Annotated in this window: 12 protein-coding genes; 1 reads left to right on the top strand and 11 read right to left on the bottom strand. The window is 33.2% G+C overall.

Annotation, left to right across the window (positions count from 1 at the left end):
- Positions 1-37: 37 nt before the first annotated feature.
- Positions 38-1,216 (top strand): TolB family protein, encoded by a 1,179-nt coding sequence (locus U6A24_RS02975; RefSeq protein ID WP_324178455.1) that lies wholly within the window; start codon positions 38-40, stop codon positions 1,214-1,216.
- 55 nt (positions 1,217-1,271) lie between these two features.
- Here the strand turns inward: U6A24_RS02975 and U6A24_RS02970 are convergent, their stop codons facing one another.
- The 11 genes from U6A24_RS02970 to thrS form a co-directional block, all read right to left on the bottom strand.
- Positions 1,272-2,543 carry an adenylosuccinate synthase gene (locus U6A24_RS02970; RefSeq protein ID WP_324178454.1) on the bottom strand — a complete coding sequence of 424 codons (1,272 nt, stop codon included), beginning with the start codon at positions 2,541-2,543 and terminating at the stop codon, positions 1,272-1,274.
- On the bottom strand, positions 2,543-3,010 hold the full coding sequence (locus U6A24_RS02965; RefSeq protein WP_324178453.1) for a Fur family transcriptional regulator: 468 nt from the start codon (positions 3,008-3,010) through the stop codon (positions 2,543-2,545). The genes U6A24_RS02970 and U6A24_RS02965 overlap by 1 nt, the downstream gene beginning before the upstream one ends.
- A gap of 30 nt (positions 3,011-3,040) precedes the next feature.
- Positions 3,041-5,245: a RelA/SpoT family protein gene (locus U6A24_RS02960; protein WP_324178452.1), complete on the bottom strand. Its 2,205-nt coding sequence runs from the start codon at positions 5,243-5,245 to the stop codon at positions 3,041-3,043.
- 183 nt (positions 5,246-5,428) lie between these two features.
- Positions 5,429-6,661 (bottom strand): M48 family metallopeptidase, encoded by a 1,233-nt coding sequence (locus tag U6A24_RS02955; RefSeq protein ID WP_324178451.1) that lies wholly within the window; start codon positions 6,659-6,661, stop codon positions 5,429-5,431.
- 98 nt (positions 6,662-6,759) lie between these two features.
- Positions 6,760-7,569, bottom strand: a complete 810-nt coding sequence (locus tag U6A24_RS02950; protein WP_324178450.1) for a TrmH family RNA methyltransferase — start codon at positions 7,567-7,569, stop codon at positions 6,760-6,762.
- A 52-nt stretch (positions 7,570-7,621) separates the two neighbouring features.
- The gene (locus U6A24_RS02945; RefSeq protein ID WP_324178449.1) at positions 7,622-10,393 is read right to left on the bottom strand and encodes a hybrid sensor histidine kinase/response regulator; all 2,772 of its coding nucleotides are present in this window, start codon (positions 10,391-10,393) and stop codon (positions 7,622-7,624) included.
- A gap of 10 nt (positions 10,394-10,403) precedes the next feature.
- Entirely contained in the window at positions 10,404-10,808 is a 405-nt protein-coding gene (locus U6A24_RS02940) for a hypothetical protein (protein ID WP_324178448.1), read from the bottom strand.
- A gap of 173 nt (positions 10,809-10,981) precedes the next feature.
- Positions 10,982-11,326 (bottom strand): 50S ribosomal protein L20, encoded by a 345-nt coding sequence (gene rplT / locus U6A24_RS02935; RefSeq protein WP_073320319.1) that lies wholly within the window; start codon positions 11,324-11,326, stop codon positions 10,982-10,984.
- Between the two features lie 97 nt (positions 11,327-11,423).
- Positions 11,424-11,621 (bottom strand): 50S ribosomal protein L35, encoded by a 198-nt coding sequence (gene rpmI, locus U6A24_RS02930; RefSeq protein WP_024771193.1) that lies wholly within the window; start codon positions 11,619-11,621, stop codon positions 11,424-11,426.
- A 65-nt stretch (positions 11,622-11,686) separates the two neighbouring features.
- Entirely contained in the window at positions 11,687-12,196 is a 510-nt protein-coding gene (gene infC, locus U6A24_RS02925) for a translation initiation factor IF-3 (protein ID WP_324179006.1), read from the bottom strand.
- Positions 12,197-12,278: 82 nt separating this feature from the next.
- Complete coding sequence (gene thrS, locus U6A24_RS02920; RefSeq protein WP_324178447.1) at positions 12,279-14,225, bottom strand: threonine--tRNA ligase; 1,947 nt, start codon at positions 14,223-14,225, stop codon at positions 12,279-12,281.
- Positions 14,226-14,558 lie beyond the last annotated feature (333 nt).

Raw genomic sequence — 14,558 nt, 5'->3', positions numbered from 1 at the left:
ATATAGAGTTGTAACACAATCATCAAAATAATAATACATGTTTTTGAAAAAAAACCTTTGGGGACTGTTTTTTTTCTTTATTTGGGGTACAGTATTTTCTCAATCAAAGCAGTTAGAAAGATTAGATGTAGCATTTATTGATTATGCTTTTGCAGATGTCGAAGCAGAAAACATGAGTGTGCAGGGAAATCATTACAATAATTATTCTGGGACTTTAAATGTGAACAGCGAGTACAGTATATTGCTGGATTCTCTTACATCAAAAGAAAAGAAGTCAGAAAATTTTGTTCTAAATATTTTAAATATCAATTCGAAATATTCTGATTATGCACCTAGTTTTTGTCAGGAAAAATTGGTGTTTTCATCTTCACGAGACGTAAATCGAGTTTCCAAATCTTTTGATGCCTTTAGTAATCAACCTTTTCTGGATTTGTATACAGCTTCAAAAGAAGCAGATAAACAGAGGATAAAGAAATTAAAAGGAAAAATTAATTCAAAGTTTCATGAGTCTTCTCCAGTTTTTACTGCAGACGGAAAAACGGTATACTTCACTAGAAACAACTATTCTAATAAAAAGTCTAAAACCAATACTGAAGGAAGTGTCTTATTGAAGATTTACCAAGCAAAATATAAAGAAGAAAAATGGGTAAATATTAAAGAATTGCCTTTTTGTAGTGATGAGTATTCTGTAGCTCATCCAACATTGTCACCAGATGGCCGTTATTTGTATTTTGCAAGTGATATGCCTGGAAGCTTAGGTAAATCCGATTTATATTTTGTGAGAATTTATAAGGATGGAAGTTTTGGAACTCCTCAAAATTTAGGAAATCAAATTAATACCGATGGGAGAGAAACTTTTCCTTACGTCAGTGACAAGGGGAAGTTGTTTTTTGCGAGTGATGGTCATTTAGGATTTGGAGGCCTTGATATTTTTGTGGCCATGCCAGATGAAGGTGGAGAAACTGAAATTTACAATTTGGGAGAACCAATTAATAGCCCTGAGGATGACTTTACTTTTATTATTAATGAAGAAAATAAAATAGGATATTTTGCAAGCAATCGAGAAGGAGGAAAGGGTGATGATGATATTTATGGTTTTAGACAATTGATATCGTTTAAAGATTATCATGGTCGTAAACCTAATATCATAAGAAAATTAGAAAGAATTATAGAAACAAAATCTACTGAAAATAGTAGTATTATAGTATCGAATTAGCAATAAAACAAAAAAGCTACCGTTTTAGGTAGCTTTTTTGTTATCGAATTTTGTTTTATCTATGGATCGTTTGTTTCCTATCAGGACCTACTGAAACGATCGTAATTGGTGTTTCCAGCTCTTTTTCCAGAAAGTCAATATAATCGTTCAGTTCTTTTGGAAGCTCTGAAGCATCAGTCATTTTTGTCAAATCCTCGGACCAACCTTTCATTTCTGTATATATTGGGGTCACATTTTCTGGCTCAATATTATAGGGTAAGTGAGTTATTGTTTCTCCCTTGTATTTGTAGGCGGTACATACTTTAAGTTTTTCAAATCCACTTAAAACATCACCTTTCATCATCATTAGTTTTGTTACACCATTTACATGTACGGCATATTTTAGAGCGACAAGGTCAAGCCAGCCACATCGTCTTGGACGTCCAGTGGTAGCACCAAATTCATGGCCAACTTTTGCCATTGTTTCTCCATCTTTATCAAATAGCTCAGTTGGAAAAGGGCCACTACCAACTCTTGTGGTATACGCCTTAAAAATTCCAAAAACATCTTTTATTTTATTAGGGGCAATGCCAAGCCCTGTACAAGCACCCGCCGCAGTTGTGTTTGATGAGGTTACAAATGGATAGGTTCCAAAATCTATATCCAACAGTGAGCCTTGAGCTCCTTCAGCTAGAATAGTCTTTCCTTCTTTTTGCGCTTGGTGAAGATATTCTTCACTATCAATAAAAGTTAGGGTTTTTAGAGTTTCAACAGCTTTAAAGAATTCATTTTCGAGTTCCTTTAAGTCATACTCAATTTTGGCATCATAAAAATCGATCATAGCCTCATGTTTATTTGCCAAGGCACGATAGCGTTCTTTCCAGTCACTAAGCTCAAGATCTCCAACGCGAATACCATTTCTACCTGTTTTGTCCATGTATGTAGGACCAATTCCTTTCAAAGTAGAACCGATCTTTGCTTTTCCTTTAGATGCCTCAGAAGCGGCATCTAGAATCCTATGAGTTGGTAAGATAAGGTGTGCTTTTCTAGAAATCAGTAATTTTGATTTATAATCCAGATTAAACTTATTGAGGTTATCTAATTCTTTTTTGAAGATTACAGGGTCGATAACTACTCCATTTCCTACCAGATTAATGGCTTTGTCATGAAAAATACCACTAGGGATGGTATGGAGTACATGCTTTATTCCGTCAAATTCTAATGTGTGTCCTGCATTTGGTCCACCTTGGAATCTAGCAATTATATTATAATCTTTTGTAAGAACGTCTACAATTTTTCCTTTACCTTCGTCCCCCCATTGAAGACCAAGTAATAAGTTTACAGCCATTATTTGTCTTGATTAGTTGATTTCTTTTTAGTTCCGTAGAAATACAACGAGTGGTTTGTAATATCTACATCAAAAATTTCTTCTATTGTCTTTTTTATTGATTGAATTCTAGGGTCACAAAACTCTAGCACATCACCTGTATCAGTAAGAATAAGGTGGTCATGTTGTCTATCAAAATAGGATTTTTCGTATTGAGCTTGATTTTGCCCAAACTGATGTTTACGTACCAATTTACATTCTAATAGAAGTTCAATAGTATTATATAAAGTGGCACGGCTAACACGATAATTTTTATTTTTCATTTTGATATAGAGTGATTCTATATCAAAATGTTCATCACTTTCATAAATTTCTTGAAGTATAGCGTATCGTTCGGGTGTTTTTCTATGCCCATTTTCTTCTAAGAAACTGGTAAACACATTCTTGACTATAGTTTGATCGTTTTCTGAAGTTGCTTTAGTACTCATACGTTTAAAAACGCAAAGTTACATTATTTTTTATTCTCTAACTACTTTATCTATACCACTTATTTTCGAAAGATTTTTCATTACCGTTTTTAGGGTATTTTTATTTTTTACACCTACTGTAATTTTTCCTGTAAACACGCCATCATTGGTGTCAAAATTCATATTATAGATAGCAAGGTGCATATTGTTGGAAATGATTTGCGTTACTTCATTTACGACTCCAATATTATCGATACCATTAAGTCTAATTACCGCTTTAAATTCTTCTTGGCTTGAATCTATCCATTTTGCTGGTATGATCCTGTAGGCATAATTACTTTGTAACTGTAAAGCATTTGGGCAATCGTTTTTGTGAACTTTGATTCCTTCATTTACTGTGATAAAACCAAAAACATCATCTCCTGGTATTGGGTTACAACAATTTGATAATTTGTATTCAAGTTTTTCTGATTCTTTACCAAAAACCAGCAGATCATATTTTGATGTGATCTCTTCTTTATTTACATCTTTGATATTACCTCTACGAATTCTATTTTTTATAAAATTCATAAAGACATTGCTACGTGTTGTGGCAAACTCTTTGATCTTTTGATTGTCTATTGTGCCAATACCTACACGATAAAAAAGATCTAGACTTGTTTTTAATTTAAAGTATAAAACAAGTTCGTTAACCACTTTTTCGCTCATGGTAATTTTTTGCGAGCGTAGTTTTCGTTTTAGAATAACTTTTCCTTCTTCTGCAATTTGTTTTTTCTCATCTCTGAGTGCCGATTTAATTCTTGATCGTGCTCTGGCAGTAGTTGCATAATCCAACCAACTCGATGAAGGTTTTGATTTGGTAGAGGTGATTATTTCTACCTGGTCACCACTTTTGAGCTCATGACTCAAAGGAACTAGTTTGCCATTTACCCTGGTTCCGCGTGTTTTAAGACCTATCTCGGTATGAACACTAAAACCAAAATCAAGAGCGGTAGCACCTTTCGGAAGCGATTTCAAATCTCCTTCCGGAGTAAAAACAAATATTTCTTTGGCATAAAGATTTAGCTTAAACTCTTCAACAAAATCAACTGCATTGGCTTCAGAGTTTTCAAGAGCTTCTTGTAATCTGTTTAACCAACCATCTAATCCCTGATCTTGCTTTTCTTCGGTATTTTTATATTTATAATGCGCTGCATATCCTTTTTCGGCTATTTCATGCATTCGTTCACTGCGAATTTGTACCTCGACCCATCTGCTATCCGGACCAATAACCGTTATGTGTAATGCTTCATAACCAGTTGATTTGGGTTGAGATATCCAATCTCTTAGTCTTATTGGGTTAGGGCGATAATAATCAGTAACAACAGTATATATTTTCCAGGCTATAAATTTTTCATTTTCAAAATCAGATTTGTAGATAATTCTAATGGCAAATTTGTCATATACTTCGTCAAATGATACATTTTGTTTTACCATTTTGCGACGTATAGAAAATATAGATTTAGGTCTTCCTTTTATTTCATAATTTAATCCTTCTTTGTCTAGCCCTTCTCTTATTTTATCTGAAAACCTTTTGATATAAGCATCTTGCTCTTCTTTACTTTCTTTTATTTTTTCCAGAATATCCTTATATACCTCTGGTTCGGTATATTTTAATCCAAGGTCTTCAAGTTCTGTTTTAATATTATATAATCCGATTCTGTGAGCCAGTGGGGCATAGATGTATAAAGTCTCTGAAGCAATTTTTACCTGCTTGTCGGGACGCATAGCATCCATGGTTTGCATATTGTGCAAACGATCGGCTATCTTAATAATGATTACACGTACATCATCATTAAGCGTGAGTAACATTTTTCTGAAATTTTCGGCTTGTAAGGATATGTCTTTATCCTTTTTTAGCGAAGAAATTTTTGTAAGACCATCGACTATGCGTGCTACGGTCTCTCCAAACATTTGCTCAATATCTACCAGGGTATATTCTGTATCTTCAACTACATCGTGAAGTAGTGCTGCAGCAATAGACGTGGCATCTAGTCCGATCTCACTTGCAACAATTTTGGCAACAGCAATAGGATGAAAAATATAAGCTTCACCACTTTTACGTCGTTGGTCTTTGTGAGCATCTACAGCAACATCAAAAGCCTGACGTATAAGTGCTTTGTCTTCTTTAGAAAGATTTCTATAACTAATGCGAAGCAATTCTTTGTATTGCTTTGCAATCTGTTTATTTTCTTCTTCGATAGCAGCTTCTGTCATAACATAAAGTTTTCTATGAAAGCCCTATTTATAATTTGTGTGTATTTATGTTCCCCGTTTAAAAGATATTGTGTCAAAAATTATGCCCTTAATGAAAGCTGACAATAAGCCACATAATTTTATACAATTAATATTAAAAGTACAATTAAGAATTGGAACCACCAAGTACTTGTATGATGGATTTTACTCCTTAAGGTTTTTTATTCTTTGTAGCAAAGTAGGGTGAGAGTAGTGTATAAAAACCATAGCAGGGTGTGGTGTTAGGTTGCTGAAATTGTTTTTAGATAGCTTTTTTAGACTACTTATCAAAGCTTCACGGTTATAAGTGTTCTTTGCATAGTTATCTGCCTGATATTCGAAAGTCCTCGAAACAATATTCATAATCAATCCAGTTATTTCAGAAATTGGACTGTAAAGTATTCCAAAAGTTATGAGTCCAATATGAAAAGAAGGAATTTCAACATTAAGCGCCGCCGATAACAAAGGATTTGCTATAAAAAGAGATAAAAACCAAAGTGTAAGCCCTGTAAGGGCAACAGATAAAATTAGATTTACAATTACGTGTCTTTTTTTATAATGTCCTACTTCATGAGCAAGTACAGCAACAATTTCTTCATTATTAAGATCTTTTATTAAAGTGTCATATAGTGTGATTCTTTTTTCACTACCTAAGCCAGAAAAGTACGCGTTGGCTTTAGTACTTCGTTTAGAACCATCGATGACAAAAATATCTTTTAATTGAAATCCAACTTTTTTTGAATACGCTTCTATGGTGTCTCTTAGTTCACCAGGCTCTAGTGGGGTTTGTTTATTAAAAACAGGAACAATCAATTTGGCATAAAACATATTCATCGCTACAGTGAATACTGTAACCAATCCAAGTGCATATATCCAAAAAGACTTTCCGGTTAATTCATAAAACCAAAGAATGAGAGCCAAAAGTCCACCACCTACAATAATCATCATGATAATACTTTTTATTTTGTCGATGAAAAATGTCTTTTTTGACATTTTGTTGAAACCAAACTTTTCTTCGATTACAAAAATTCTATAGTACGCAGTAGGAGTAGATAAAATATCGCTTCCGATCATTATAATTCCAAAAAATAGTAAGCCAACTACAATTGAATTATCCGAAAAACTCCTTGCCACACCATCGATCACTGCAAACCCATCAAAAAAGAAAAACAGAAGCATAATACATAATGAAATGCTTGAAGAAACCAGTTTAAATTTATAGTTAGCCTTTTTATAGGCTATAGATTTTCGGTATTCCTCTTCTGGATATACATCGGATAATTCTTCTGGGATAGCATCATCATAATGCATTGCATTAAGAATGTCTAATAGGGAGTCTATTATAAAAACAATAATTATAATAGCAATTAATAAATAAAATAGGGAATTTGGGGTCATTAGTTTATAGCGATTAGTAGTATTTTAAGGTTCTTAGATTTGCGGGAAGCGGTAAGGTAATAATTTTTCATTTATAAATTGTGCAAATAATCAATCTTTTAACCAATAAAGTTACGTTGGCGTTTGGCTTCAAAAATTAAAATACCTGCTGCTACCGAAACATTCATCGAGTCTATAACGCCACTCATGGGGATTTTTATGTTTTGAGTAGTGTTGTCAAGGAAATCTTTACTTAAGCCTGTTGCTTCGGTGCCAACGACAATTGCAGTGGGTTTATTATAATTTTGAGTATGATAATTTACTGAAGCCTGTAAAGCTGCTCCATAAATATTGATTTTATGTAGTTGCAGGAATTTAATAATATCTATAGAAGACCCTATAGCGACATTATTGGTAAATAAACATCCAACACTTGATCTAATAATATTAGGATTATAAATGTCGGTTTTGGGATTTGCTATAAAAACTGCATCCAATTGGGCGGCATCTGCAGTGCGCAAAAGTGCACCTATATTACCAGGTTTTTCAGGAGCTTCGGCTACAAGAATTAATGGGTTTTTTGTAGCCAAGTTGAAATTTTCAATACTGAGATCCTTTGAAATAGCAATGGCTATTATGCCTTCTGTTGTTGTTCTGTAAGCCAATTTTTGATAAATCTCCTGAGTAATTTCAAAATACTCAATGTCTTGTGAAATAAGCTTAATAAGTTCAGTTACTTGTTCAAAAGAAATAATAGACGGGCAATAATATAGTTGAGTAATGCTATATCCTCCTTTTATAGCCAGCCCAATCTCTCGTTGCCCCTCTATAACAAAGGATTTTTCTTTTTTACGAACGCGAGATTTATCTTTAAGCTGGTTTAGGAACTTGATTTTTGGATTTTGTAAGCTTTTTATTTGATTTTGCATAAAAGCAAATATAAGAATCGAAGGGAGGAAATAATTTGTTTTTTATGGTATTTTAAGAATTTAGATCTCTAATATGTTGGGCTACTTCTATCAAGATTTTTGGAAAGGATTGTTCTAATTTCTGAAATAGTTTTTCAATTTGTGTAAAATCTATTTCATCTCTTGAAGCATTTTCAATTTCTTGTAAAATCGAAGCTTCATTGTTCAGACCTATAGTTTTAAAACTGGATTTCAATTTATGAGCTGTTTCTTTTGTAGTCAAAAACTCTTGATTTTTTATACATAGTTTTAGTTTTTCATAATCTATAGGGGTGTCTTCTGTAAATATTTGTAAAACGCTTTTAATGACTTCACGATCATTATCAAAAGTTTCCTTCAAAAAAGACAAATCACATATTCTTTTTGAAGGAGGTATTGCATTTTTTACATTTTCTGATACTTTATTAAAATCTATATCCTTTTGATTGTTATTTGGTTTTAAACTGAATAGAATTTCTTCTAAAGCCTTTTCACTCAATGGTTTTGTAAGATAAAAGTTCATTCCAGATTTGGTCGCTTTTTTCTTTGATTCAGGAAACACATCTGCAGAACATGCAACTATTGGTATTTGGCTTATGTAAGGATTATTGGATTGTCGTATTATTGCTGCAGTTTCTGGTCCATCCATTACTGGCATATGCATATCCATAAGTATTAAATCATACATTGAGTTCTCTATTTTCTTAAGAGCGATTTTTCCATTTTCGGCAACATCAGTATCAATTTCCCAATTCGATAATAATTGTTTAATAAAAAATTGATTCATTTTGTTGTCCTCTACGACAAGTACTTTCATCCCAGAAAGATTGTGAGTGTTTTTGGATGTCGTTTTGCCTTCGTTGATAAGGTTTGTAGAGATGAAGTTGCTTTTGTGATATTTAATAGAAAACTCAAAGGTAGAACCCTTTCCTGGTTCACTTTGTGCATTAAGTTCTCCTCCCTGTAATTCTATAAGTTGTTTAGAAATTGAAAGCCCAAGACCCGTTCCTTCAATCTTATTTTTCCCTGGTTTATGGACTTGGTAGAAACTTTCAAAAATAGTATTTAGCTTATCTTTTGGAATGCCAACTCCTGTATCCTGAACAGAGAAGTTAATAGTGATATGTTGTTCTTCCAGTTTCTCGGGCTTTATATGAATTGTAATTTCTCCCTTGTGAGTAAATTTTATAGCGTTACCAAGAAGGTTGATTAGAATTTGATTTAATCTAAGTTGGTCTCCAATAATAAATTTGGGAAGTAATGGATCGATAATCATTTTATAATCCAATCCTTTTTCGTCGGCCTTGATTTTAAAACCTCTAGAGATATTTATTATCAATTCTTGAAGGTTAAAATCTGTATTATGTAAGGAAAGTTTACCAGCTTCGATTTTAGAAAAATCAAGAATGTCATTAATGAGCACTAGCAGATTCTCGGCAGAGAACTGAATTCCATCAAGGTTTTTTTTGTCTACTTGTAGGTTGGTAAAATCACTTTTTTGCAGAATACCGGTAAGTCCAAGAATAACGTTAAGAGGGGTTCTAATTTCATGACTCATGTTTGATAAGAATACCGATTTCGCTTTAGCAGATTTTTCTGCTAATACTTTTGCTTCCCTAATTTCGTTATCAATTATTTTTTTATTAGTAATATCTCTGAAGAAGGCATTGAATAGGTAGTCATCTTTAGTCTCAATGGCAATAATGGTGAGTTCTACATAGACTACTGTTCCATTTTTTCTATTTACCGAAGTCTCTACACGTTTATTAATTAATTCATCACTTCCAGTTTGAATATAGTTGTTAAAGCTTCGTTGCAGTTCCTGTCTTAATTTATATGGAACCAGAGAATAAATACTCTTCCCTATGGTTTCTTCTCTTTTTAGTTCTAATATATTTTCTGCCTGTTTATTCCAATTTAAGACAATGCCTTGGCTATTGACCAATATAACACCATCCATTGCTGTTTCTAATATGGTGGTATTAAGATGTTCGCTATATTTTAGTTCTTCTTCAACCTTTGTTCTTTCTATAATTTCTTCGGTCAATCTTTCATTGATCTCTTCTAGACTTAAAAGTTGCTTTTGTAACATTTTTAGCATTTGCTGCTTACTAGGAAAGTTTATAAGATCTTTGGCAAGTATTTCTTCCGGAATTACATTAAGTATTGCTGTAAAGGAATCTAATAAGTGATAAGATTCAAAATGCTTTTTATAGATTACCAGGTAAATATTTGTGATAGCATTTATACCTAAAGTATTCTTTATTTTTAGAAAAATTTCATTAGAAAACTCTAGAAGTTTTTTTCTTTCCCGTATTAGGTCTATGGTTAGGAAATCATAGTCTGTCTCAAGGTGTTTTTTTATTTGTATTATTCTGGGTTCATTGAACTTGCCAACGAGCTCCGATGATTTTTCTAATACTTCAGAAAGGAATACTTTACACAACGTTAATTCTTGTTCCTTTAAAGGGGCAAAAATTAATTTGAAACTCTTATGTTTTAAGAGGGAATCAAATTCATTGAAAATAGTGTGTCTAATCGATGCTATAGCCTGTCGATCTCCTTTTTCTTGTTCTATAATGTGTTGTTCTATAGATAGATAAATTTGAGGTAGCGAAGCTATTTTTTTTGCTGCAGACAACTCTCTAAATGCTTTAACTTTTGTTTGCAAAGAGTTGTTATTAGAGGGCATTTTTATTTGTTTCCACAAAAAATCAATGAGGTCAACAATTTCTTGTTTTCCGTGATTCTCTGGGGCGGCGGCTTTTTTTAGATGTAATATTCTTTTAAACCATTGAAATATCATCTATCTAGTGCTATATTTTACTGGCTTTATAAATTTTGTAAAAGCCTAATGCAGATAAGCCCCATGTAAGAATTAAAGCAACAAACCATACGTAATTGCCCAATGTATCCCCAAATAATTTTTTAAAAATATTATAATCAAAAATATGCGCAATTTGCATGTGAAGGTGACCAAGCGCCATGACAACAAATCCCCAGGCTAGAAGGGTCATGCCAGATCCAAATTTTCCACCCTTGAGGCGTTTGGCTGTCAAAAAGCTAAAAATAAGGGCGATCGCTAGAAAAGGCATTTCTAAAAGACCAAAAACTTGGTCGGCACCCAAAGTATTATCAGAATGGTTACTGTGATCTTGAGCAAATGATACTTGACTTATTAATAACAAAACTAAAGTAAGTAAAGTGTAGTGTTTTCTCATATTTTGGGGGTTTTTTACAAGGTAACTAAAAAATAATATTTTTCCATGTTTTTTATAGATTAAAAACTCTTTTTATCGATAAAGTGTAAATTTTGATGATTTGTAATAAAAAAAATCCCGCTTTTATAAGCGGGATTTTTATATAAGTGAGATTGTATTGTTTTATTAAAAGATTACTTTACTTTTTCTACAATAGCTTTAAAAGCTTCTGGGTTGTTCATAGCTAAATCTGCAAGAACCTTACGGTTTAATTCGATATTATTAGCTTTAACTTTTCCCATGAATTGAGAATAAGACATACCGTGTAAACGAGCACCTGCATTGATACGAGTGATCCATAAAGCACGGAAAGTTCTCTTCTTGTTTCTACGGTCTCTATACGAATATTGCATCGCTTTATCAACCGCATTTTTTGCTACTGTCCAAACGTTTTTACGACGTCCAAAGTAACCTTTTGCTTGCTTAAGAACCTTTTTTCTTCTAGCTCTTTTTGCAACAGAATTTACTGATCTTGGCATAATTTTAAATTTTTTAGTAGTAGGCGGTCGATAATTGACTCTTTATAAGCCTAACTCCTGGGTTTATAATAATTTTAACCTATATCAAAAAAAATGATTACTTAAGGCGTAATTGTTCTTTGATACTATTTTCATCGCTTTTGTGCACTAATGTTGCGTGCGTCAAAGCCAGCTTACGCTTTTTAGATTTTTTTGTCAAAATGTGACTCTTAAAAGCGTGCTTTCTTTTGATTTTACCAGTTCCGGTAAGCTTAAAACGCTTTTTGGCACTGGATTTTGTTTTCATTTTAGGCATTGTATCCTTGTTTTTATAATCTCACTTATTATCGTTACACTTTCTGGTATAAAGAAAGTTTGTTTTTATTTTTTAGGAGCAATAAACATAATCATTCTCTTTCCTTCAAGCTTTGGCATTTGTTCTACTTTACCGTATTCTTCTAATTCTTGTGCCAATCTTAAAAGTAAGATTTGTCCTTGATCTTTGTATATAATAGAACGCCCTTTAAAGAAAACATAAGCTTTCAATTTAGCTCCTTCGCTCAAGAATTTAATCGCATGTTTTTTCTTAAATTCATAATCATGCTCATCGGTGTTGGGCCCGAATCTAATTTCTTTGATAACAACTTTAGTAGCTTTTGCTTTTAAAGCTTTGTCTCTTTTTTTCTGTTCGTAAAGGAATTTTTTATAATCCATTACTTTACAAACAGGAGGTACTGCTTTAGGTGAAATTTCAACAAGGTCTAATCCTTGTTCTTCAGCAATTTCTAACGCTTTTCGAGTAGGATAAACTCCTACTTCAACGTTGTCACCTACAAGACGCACTTCATCAACTCTAATTTTTTGGTTGATTCTGTGAGCATCTTCTTTAATTATTCGTGCTGGCTTTTGAGACCTTCTTCTTCTTATTGCTATGACTTAAAAATTTAAATTAAACTTAATTTTCTATATTATGTTATCCGTTAAACGGCTTAAGAGTTTTAGTAATTTCTTCCTTGATGATCTTTGAAAATTCTTCAATAGGTATTGCTCCCAAATCTTCTCCACCATGTTTACGAACAGAAATAGTATTGTCTTTTTCTTCTTGTTCCCCTACGATGATAATATAAGGAAATTTATTCATTTCTGCTTCTCTTATCTTTTTACCTATCGTTTCGTTTCTATGATCCGCAAGGGCGCGAATTTCGTTATTTTCTAACAAATTTAAAACTTTTTCAGCGTATTTTTCATATTTCTCACTGATAGAGAGTACAATAGCTTGCTCTGGCATTAGCCATAGTGGGAAGTTTCCTCCGGTATGTTCTAATAAGATGGCAATAAATCTTTCCATACTTCCAAAAGGTGCTCTGTGTATCATTACCGGACGATGCAGTTCATTATCACTTCCTTTATAAGTGAGATCAAAACGTTCAGGTAGATTGTAGTCTACTTGTATCGTTCCCAATTGCCAGCTTCTTCCCAAAGCATCTTTGACCATGAAGTCAAGCTTAGGTCCATAAAAAGCAGCTTCTCCAGTTTCTACCACATAATTCAGTCCTTTTTCTTTGGTGGCATTCAAAATGGCACTCTCAGCTTTTTTCCAATTTTCATCTTCACCAATATATTTATCAGGATTTTCAGGGTCACGCAGTGATACTTGTGCCGTAAAATTTTCAAAACCTAAAGATCCAAAAACATATAAAACAAGATCAATTACTTTTTTGAATTCTTCATCTAATTGATCAGGAGTACAAAAAATATGAGCGTCATCTTGTGTAAATCCTCTTACACGAGTCAGTCCATGTAATTCTCCGCTTTGTTCATATCTATAAACAGTTCCAAACTCAGCATAACGTATTGGTAGATCTCTATACGACCAAGGTTGACTATTGTAAATCTCACAATGGTGCGGACAGTTCATCGGTTTTAACAAAAATTCTTCACCCTCTGCAGGTGTATTAATAGGTTGAAAACTGTCTTCTCCATATTTTGCATAGTGACCCGAAGTGACATATAGCTCTTTTTGTCCTATGTGAGGAGAAACAACCATCTCATAACCGGCTTTTTTCTGAGCTTTTTTAAGAAATTGTTCCAAACGTTCACGTAATGCAGCTCCTTTTGGAAGCCATAAAGGTAATCCTTGACCCACGCGTTGCGAAAATGTAAAAAGCCCAAGCTCTTTTCCTAATTTACGATGGTCCCGCTTTTTTGCTTCTTCAAGAAGCTCTAAATATTCTTTTAATTCTTTTTGTTTTGGAAAAGAAGTTCCATAAACCCGAGTAAGCTGTTTGTTATTTTCATCTCCGCGCCAATAAGCTCCGGCTACACTCATTATTTTTACAGCTTTAATAATACCGGTATTAGGAATGTGTCCTCCGCGACATAAATCAGTAAAAGTATCATGATCGCAGAAAGTTATAGTACCGTCCTCAAGATTTTCAATCAGCTCTACTTTGTATTCGTTTCCTTCTTCTTTATATTTCGCTAAGGCATCTGCTTTTGAAACAGGTTTCATCTTGAAATCATGTTTTCCTCTAGCAATTTCGAGCATTTTGTCTTCGATTTTTTTGAAATCTTTTTCAGAAATGGTTTGATCTCCAAGATCTACATCATAATAGAAGCCATTTTCAATAGCCGGTCCAATAGATAATTTAACCCCCGGATAAAGCTGTTCCAAAGCCTGTGCTAAAACGTGAGAGCTAGAATGTCTAAAAGCTGTCTTACCTTCTTCATCTCTCCATGTATATAAAACAAGATTACCATCCGTGGTCAATTCGGTAGCTGTTTCGATAATTGTATTGTTAAACTTTGCAGAAATCACATTTCTCGCAAAACCTTCACTAATATCTTTGGCAACATCCATAGCAGTAATACCACTATTGTATTCTCTAACCGACCCATCGGGTAACGTAATCTTGATCATCTTTTTATAAATTAAAGCTGCAAAGATAATACGATAATAAAATCCATACAATAATATAGTATATATTTAATGCTTTAATTCTCATATATAAGTTGTTTGCTTTGATTTATTGGGGATTCGGGGCAATAAAGTGTCCCGACCGTGCTTTTCATTATATCTTATATCGCCATATGTTGAAGCGATATAAGGATGTCATTTCAATCACTATCCTTTTTTTATTTGTAACCAATGTATAATCAGGGGTTTGTAAAAAGGATAAAAAATAGTTTAGAAAAAGTGTTGTGGATTAGAAAAAGGTGTGTATGTTTGCACCCGCAAAACGGGGTTTATGTT

Source organism: Aquimarina gracilis, from assembly GCF_035285365.1.
Taxonomy (GTDB): domain Bacteria; phylum Bacteroidota; class Bacteroidia; order Flavobacteriales; family Flavobacteriaceae; genus Aquimarina; species Aquimarina gracilis.
Note: the sequence above shows the minus strand (reverse complement) of the source record. Positions and strands in the feature narration are given on the sequence as shown.

Bases quoted from the DNA above. Each gene is read 5' to 3' on its own strand.
- U6A24_RS02975 (WP_324178455.1), top strand. From the start codon at position 38: ATGTTTTTGAAAAAAAACCTTTGGGGACTGTTTTTTTTCTTTATTTGG.
- U6A24_RS02970 (WP_324178454.1), bottom strand. From the start codon at position 2,543: ATGGCTGTAAACTTATTACTTGGTCTTCAATGGGGGGACGAAGGTAAA.
- U6A24_RS02965 (WP_324178453.1), bottom strand. From the start codon at position 3,010: ATGAGTACTAAAGCAACTTCAGAAAACGATCAAACTATAGTCAAGAAT.
- U6A24_RS02960 (WP_324178452.1), bottom strand. From the start codon at position 5,245: ATGACAGAAGCTGCTATCGAAGAAGAAAATAAACAGATTGCAAAGCAA.
- U6A24_RS02955 (WP_324178451.1), bottom strand. From the start codon at position 6,661: ATGACCCCAAATTCCCTATTTTATTTATTAATTGCTATTATAATTATT.
- U6A24_RS02950 (WP_324178450.1), bottom strand. From the start codon at position 7,569: ATGCAAAATCAAATAAAAAGCTTACAAAATCCAAAAATCAAGTTCCTA.
- U6A24_RS02945 (WP_324178449.1), bottom strand. From the start codon at position 10,393: ATGATATTTCAATGGTTTAAAAGAATATTACATCTAAAAAAAGCCGCC.
- U6A24_RS02940 (WP_324178448.1), bottom strand. From the start codon at position 10,808: ATGAGAAAACACTACACTTTACTTACTTTAGTTTTGTTATTAATAAGT.
- rplT (WP_073320319.1), bottom strand. From the start codon at position 11,326: ATGCCAAGATCAGTAAATTCTGTTGCAAAAAGAGCTAGAAGAAAAAAG.
- rpmI (WP_024771193.1), bottom strand. From the start codon at position 11,621: ATGCCTAAAATGAAAACAAAATCCAGTGCCAAAAAGCGTTTTAAGCTT.
- thrS (WP_324178447.1), bottom strand. From the start codon at position 14,225: ATGATCAAGATTACGTTACCCGATGGGTCGGTTAGAGAATACAATAGT.